The following is a 5275-nucleotide window of genomic DNA, read 5'->3' as shown; positions in this document are numbered from 1 at the left end:
CCCACGACCACCGCGCGGCTGCACTTCGGCGACGGCCCCCACCGTGGTGTGAGCCGACTGCTCGGCCTCGCCGGTCGGCTGACGCCGGCTCAGCGCGGGCCGGGCCCGTCCCCCCAGTCGCGATCGAAGCCGCCGGGCCCGCCGTCGAACAGGCCGTCCAGCACCAGCGAGCCCAGCAGGATCAGCACCAGCAGCGCGGCGACGGCGGCCAGCGCGACGCGGACCGCCGCCGGACCGCCGTTGCGTGCGCCGGCGACGGTCGCCCGGACCTGCTCCCAGGCCATGAGCCCCAGCGGCCGCCAGCCCGGCGCGGTGGCACGGGCCGTGGCGTGCTCCGTGGCGGGGGCGAGCGGCAGGTCGGCAGTCAGCGGCGGCAGGTCGCGCAGGTGTACCGCGGCGAAGGCGGCGGCCATCCGCTCGCTGCCCTCGTCGGGCGTGAGCAGCCCGCGGGCGACGGCGTCCTGCAACCGGTGCACCGTGGCCGCCCGGTCGCTGTCGCCCGCCCGCATCGGCGGCACCTGCCTCGCGGTGACGTCGTCCATGTCGCTCCTCCCGCTGCCAGCCGTTCCGGCCGGCCAGGGTGCCTTCCGTTCCTGTGACGGACCTGTGAGCCGTGGGCGACCGGATGCCGGACGACGGGCCAGGTGGGACGGTTGTGGCGGAAGGTGCGGTATCCCACACGTCTCGTGATACCCGCAGGTCAGGAAGTTGAGGAGGCAAACAGGCGCGCCGGGATCGTCACCTTTCCGTGACATTGGCCCTGGCTCCCGTAGTACGTTCGCCCGCGGTCCAGCCGGGCTCCAGCTCCTCGAACCGAGGGCACCGGCCGGGCCCCGCCTGACTGCTCCGGCCCGCGTGCCGGGGGACCGGGGATCCCATGGGAGTCCCCGGATCGGTCACGCCCGCGCACGCCAGACGCGGGCAGCGGCGTGCCCTCCGGGGCGCCCGCGGACCCGGGGGGCGGCCGCGACGAACGGAGAAGCGACCTCTTGGCGACCCTGCACCACCGGACCGCCCCGGGGACCCGCCCCGCCCTGCCCCGTCGTCTCTGCCGCGCCGTGCTCGCCGCCGGCGTCGCCGTGGGACTGCTGCTGACGACCCCGGCGCCCGCGCTGGGCGACCCCGAGGACGACGTCGCCGCCGCGGAGGCCGCCGAGCGCGACCTGATCGCCGAGGTCGGCCGGATCCAGGGCGAGGTCACCGCGGCCGAGGAGCAGCTGCAGCGGATGACGGTGGAGGCCGAGGCCGCGGCGGACGCCGCCCTCGTCGCCCAGGCCGAGCTGGCCGCCGCCCAGGAGGCGGCCGCCGTCGCCGCCGCTGAGCTGCAGGCCGCCCGCGACGCCGTCGCCGCTGCCGAGGACGAGGTCGTCGAGCTCGGCCGCGAGGCCTACATGGGCAGCCAGGGGGACCTCAGCGGGGACGTCTCCGTGCTGCTGGACAGCGAGGGCCCCCGCGAGGTGCTCGAGCGGGCCGCCACCCTCGACATGCTCGGCACGCAGCGCGCGGAGACCCTCGAGGAGTTCGAGCTGCTCGAGACGCAGGAGGCCGAGGCCGAGGCCGTCGCCCGCGCCGCCGTGGACGAGCGCGACGCCGCCGCCCGTGCCGCCGCCGAGGCGCAGGCCGCCGCCGACGCCCGCCTGGCCGCCGCCCAGGCCGACTACGACGCCCTCGCCACCCAGAAGGCCGCGCTCGACGAGCAGCTGCGCCTCGCCGAGACCGAGCTGCTCCGGCTGCGCGGCATCGCCGACGCCGAGGCCGCCTGGGCCGCCCAGCAGCAGGCCGAGCAGCAGGCCGCGGTCACCGTCAGCGTGCAGTCCTCGGGCAGCGGCGCCGCCGCCCCGACCACCGGCCGGGTGACCTCCTGCTACGGCGCGCGGTGGGGGACCATGCACTACGGCGTCGACATCGCCGCCCCGATCGGCACGCCGGTCTTCGCCCCCGCGGGCGGCGTCGTCCTGCAGGCGGGCCCGGCCAGCGGCTTCGGCCAGGCCGTCTACGTGCAGCACGACGACGGCCGGGTCACCGTCTACGGCCACGTCAACCAGTTCTTCGTGTCGGCCGGCCAGGTGGTCGGTGCCGGCCAGCAGATCGCCGAGGTCGGCAACAAGGGCCAGTCCACCGGCCCGCACCTGCACTTCGAGGTGCACGAGGGCGGGCTCTACGCCAGCCGGGTCAACCCGGTCCCGTGGCTGACCGCGCGCGGCATCTCCCTGGGCGGCGGCTGCTAGCCGCCTGTGGGCCGGGCGCCTGACAGCCCCCTGCAGGGGGACAGGGAGGTCCTTCGGTCATCGGCGGCCGCGCAACCGGCCGAGCAGGTCGCCGGCACCGCCGACGGTCCGCGCGGCCATCGCCAGGATCGGCCCGCCCGGGATGCCCGGGGCGGACTCCACGATCGGCGCCAGCGTCATCAGCTCCGGCAGGTCGCGCACCCGCAGCCGCCGGCGCACCAGCGCCGCGGCCGGGTTGGCCCGCCCCGACGCGGCCTCCAGCAGGACGTCGGCCGCCGCCTCGACGACGGCGCCCGGCGGTCGCTCGCCCCCGCCGAGCCGCCGGACCGTCCAGCCACCGCGGTCGGCCGCGAAGGCCCATCCGCCGTCCGGCGTGACCAGCCCGGCGCCGCCGCGGATCCCCGACGACGCGGCCAGGGCACCGGTCACCTCGGCGAGCGCGGCCAGCCCGGCCCGCAGCACCTCCGCCGGCGGCGGGGGAGCGCCCAGCGGCACGAGGTCCAGCCCGTGGACGGCGAGCTCGTAGGCCTGGCCGAGGACCACCGACAGCAGCGGCAGCCGGCCCACCGTGGACACGGCGTACGCGGTGTCGAGCTCCGGCGGCTCCTCGGCGAGGTAGCGGGCGGTGGCCTCCCGGTTGCGGTGCAGCGCGGCGAGCACCTCCTCGCGCGGGGCGTCGCGGTGCGCGGCGGTCACCCGGGCGTTCGTCCCGTCGACGTCGGGCGGCGTGCCCGTGCCACCGGCGCGGGCCGAGGCCACCAGGCCGGCCAGCGCGGCGTGGTCGGGCCAGCGGCCCAGGTGCACGCACACCTCGTGCGCCCGCCAGCCGGGCAGCCGGGTCGGCCGGTCCAGGTCGACGACGGCGGCCTGCCCGAGGAAGGCGTCCCAGGCGCCGAGGACCATCGGGCCCACCACGTCGCGGCCGGCCCCGGCCAGCCCCTGCTGCTGCGGTCGCATACCGCCGTCCCCGGTCGTCATGCCGGGCCTCCCCATCGCCGCCGTCCTCCTCGCCGGCGCGCCCGAGTGTGTCCACCCACCCGGACGGGGGTGCCCGGGGAGTCGCGCCAAGGGCGGGACGCCGTACGTCGATGCCCCGTCCGTGAGCGAGACGGCGGCCGGGCGCCGCGCCGGGACGAAGGTCCTGCGCACGCTGCTGCACCGTGCCCGGGGTGGCCGGGACCCGGCCTGCTCCGGCCGCTGGCCGAGGACGACGAGCGGGTCGAGTACTGGGTGCGCCACGTGCGCACGGGCGTGCTGCTCACCCAGCTCGCGGGCTTGGCCACCCTCGTCCACCTGGTCCTCGCACCGACCGGCGGCCGGCTGGAGCCGCTGCCGGTGGCGCTCGCCGCCGGGGTCGCCGTCAGCTCGCCACTGCTCCTCGTCCTGCCGCGGCGGGGGGCCGCGCGGGTCGACGGGGGCGCCGAGAGCCCGCTGTCGACGCTGCTGTTCCTCACCCTCGCCTTCACGGCCGTGGCCCAGCCGCCCACCGGTGTCGCCCTGACCGGCGCCATGATGACGGCCTCGCACCTCCTCGTCGTCGGCGAGGTCGATCCCCGCTCGCTGTCCGTGGCTGCCGTGATGGCGATCTTCACCACCTGCTGCGCCGTCTCCTCCGCCAACGCCTTGGGCCGCCCAGGACCGCCAGGTCCTGCTGCTGCGGACCCAGGAGGCGCTGGCAACCACCGACCCGCTGACCGGCGTGCCCAACCGCCGGCATTCCTCGAGCGGCCCGAGCGGGCGGTCGGCCTGGCCGGCCGGGGTCAGCGGGCGGTGGTCCGCATCGTCGACCTCGACGGCTCCGAGGCGGTCGACGACCTCGAGGGACACGCGGCCGGCGACGCCGTCCTGCGTGCGGGGGCCGAGGCCCTCACCGCGGCGGTGCGCGAGACCGACACGGTGGCCCGCCTCGGCGGTGACGAGTTCGCCGTCCTGGCCGACTCCGCGGTGCCGGCGGACGACGCGGCGCTGGCCGACCGGCTGCGGGCCGCCGTCGCCGGGGTGCTGCACCGGGCCGACGAGGCCATGCACCGGGCCGAGGCGGCCGGCGGCGACCGGGTGCACGATCTCGCACGGTGACGGCCTCGTCCGCATGGTAGTGACCGACCGTGACGACGAGACGGGGCGGTCCCGCATGCGACACGTCCGGGGACGACCCCCTGTGACGGGACCCCGGGTGTACCGTCTGGGCCACCCGCGCCCGGGTTGGACGGCTGGGTCGTCATCGTGGTATGGCGCTGACCAGCACTTCCGTGGCGCCCGGGGCCGCGTCCGTCACATTGGGCACAGCCGTCGCATCTGCACTGGCGCGCCGGGCACCTCATCGTGCACACTGTCACCGGAGCCCCTGGTTCGCCGCCACTGACCACAGCCTGTCACCGAATCGATCGTCCGTTGGGGAAGACGAGACCGATCGAGTCGATGGAGGTGCCTCGTGCAGCGACGGTCTACCCAGGGTGTCGTCTTCGTGCACTCCTGCCCGAAGGCGCTCTGCCAGCACGTCGAGTGGGCGCTCGAACGCGTCGTCGGCGCGCCGGTCTCCCTGTCGTGGGCCGACCAGCCCGCGGCGCACGGTGCCTACCGTGCTGAGGTCGCCTGGACCGGTGCTCCCGGGACGGGCGCCAAGCTGGTCGCTGCGCTCCGCGCGTGGCCGATGCTGCGCTTCGAGGTGACCGAGGAAGCCAGCCACGGCAACGACGGCGAGCGCATGTCCTACGTGCCCGGGCACGGGGTGTACCGCGCGCCCACGAGCGCCAACGGTGACCTCGTCGTCACCGAGCAGCAGCTGCGCCACCTGGCCGCGACCGCCACCTCCATCGAGGCCTTCCGCCACGGCGTCGACGAGCTGCTGGGCGCGGCCTGGGATGCCGACCTCGAGGTCTACCGGCACGCCGGCGACGGCAGTCCGGTCACCTGGCTGCACCAGGTCGTCTGAGGTCGTCCGGGACGAAACACGCAGGTCACGATCCGGGCACACGAGATGAGGTCCCCCGGGAACTCGTCGTAGGCTCCTGACCAGGTCGTCCGGACGCCGTCGGGGAAGCGGCGTC

Annotated in this window: 5 protein-coding genes; 3 read left to right on the top strand and 2 right to left on the bottom strand. The window is 76.6% G+C overall.

Features of this window, described 5'->3' with window-relative positions:
• Nucleotides 1-89: 89 nt before the first annotated feature.
• The gene (locus ABQ292_RS25940) at nt 90-542 is read right to left on the bottom strand and encodes a DUF1707 SHOCT-like domain-containing protein (RefSeq protein WP_369210584.1); all 453 of its coding nucleotides are present in this window, start codon (nt 540-542) and stop codon (nt 90-92) included.
• 447 nt (nt 543-989) lie between these two features.
• On the opposite strand from ABQ292_RS25940, the gene ABQ292_RS25935 reads away from it, so the two are divergent.
• Nucleotides 990-2228, top strand: coding sequence for a M23 family metallopeptidase (locus tag ABQ292_RS25935; RefSeq protein ID WP_369210583.1), 1239 nt, complete (start codon nt 990-992; stop codon nt 2226-2228).
• Nucleotides 2229-2285: 57 nt separating this feature from the next.
• On the opposite strand, the gene ABQ292_RS25930 is transcribed toward ABQ292_RS25935, so the two are convergent.
• A complete protein-coding gene (locus ABQ292_RS25930; protein WP_369210582.1) occupies nt 2286-3206 on the bottom strand; it encodes a maleylpyruvate isomerase N-terminal domain-containing protein in 921 nt (306 codons plus the stop codon).
• A gap of 261 nt (nt 3207-3467) precedes the next feature.
• On the opposite strand from ABQ292_RS25930, the gene ABQ292_RS25925 reads away from it, so the two are divergent.
• Together ABQ292_RS25925 and ABQ292_RS25920 are read left to right on the top strand one after the other, a co-directional pair.
• Nucleotides 3468-4304: a diguanylate cyclase gene (locus tag ABQ292_RS25925; protein WP_369210581.1), complete on the top strand. Its 837-nt coding sequence runs from the start codon at nt 3468-3470 to the stop codon at nt 4302-4304.
• A 355-nt stretch (nt 4305-4659) separates the two neighbouring features.
• A complete protein-coding gene (locus ABQ292_RS25920) occupies nt 4660-5160 on the top strand; it encodes a DUF3145 domain-containing protein (protein WP_369210580.1) in 501 nt (166 codons plus the stop codon).
• Nucleotides 5161-5275: the final 115 nt, after the last annotated feature.

Origin of the sequence: Geodermatophilus maliterrae (assembly GCF_041018925.1) — a bacterium.
GTDB classification, from domain to species: domain Bacteria; phylum Actinomycetota; class Actinomycetes; order Mycobacteriales; family Geodermatophilaceae; genus Geodermatophilus; species Geodermatophilus maliterrae.
The sequence above is the reverse complement of the archived record's forward strand: the minus strand, read 5'-3'. Positions and strand labels throughout refer to the sequence as shown.

What these genes read in the sequence shown, in the direction of transcription:
- ABQ292_RS25930 (WP_369210582.1), bottom strand. Translation starts at nt 3,206, where the DNA reads ATGACGACCGGGGACGGCGGTATGCGACCGCAGCAGCAGGGGCTGGCC.
- ABQ292_RS25940 (WP_369210584.1), bottom strand. Translation starts at nt 542, where the DNA reads ATGGACGACGTCACCGCGAGGCAGGTGCCGCCGATGCGGGCGGGCGAC.